The sequence below is a fragment of the Tritonibacter sp. SIMBA_163 genome, from assembly GCF_046535935.1.
GTDB classification, from domain to species: Bacteria; Pseudomonadota; Alphaproteobacteria; order Rhodobacterales; family Rhodobacteraceae; genus Epibacterium; species Epibacterium scottomollicae.
On sequence record NZ_JAWJBP010000297.1, the window covers coordinates 1 to 284 of the forward strand.

Annotated in this window: 1 protein-coding gene; it reads right to left on the minus strand. The window is 71.1% G+C overall.

Annotated elements, in window-relative coordinates; translation table 11 throughout:
* Nucleotides 1–271 (minus strand): hypothetical protein (locus tag R0J92_RS22470; RefSeq protein ID WP_411053290.1); only part of this gene is annotated, 271 nt, incomplete at its 3' end.
* Nucleotides 272–284 lie beyond the last annotated feature (13 nt).

Below are 284 nucleotides of genomic sequence, written 5' to 3' on the forward strand. Positions count from 1 at the left end.
CGGCGTCGGCATGCAGACGGATGACCGGCGCGGCGCCGGGACCGAGCGCGGCGGACAGCATGGAGAGCGCGTCGCGCTGCATCTCGCGCGCCGGGTTCAAGCGGTTCAGCACGAAGAGCGACTCGTTGCGCGCCGCCCGCAATTGCGGCAGATGGCGTGCGAGCGTCGCGAGCGGACCGGGCTCGGGCGGTGTCACGCAGACGATCAGATCGGCGCAGTAAAGCGCCTGTGTCGCGTGCACCGACGGATAGCGCGGCGTGTCGATCAGCACGACGCCTTGCGCG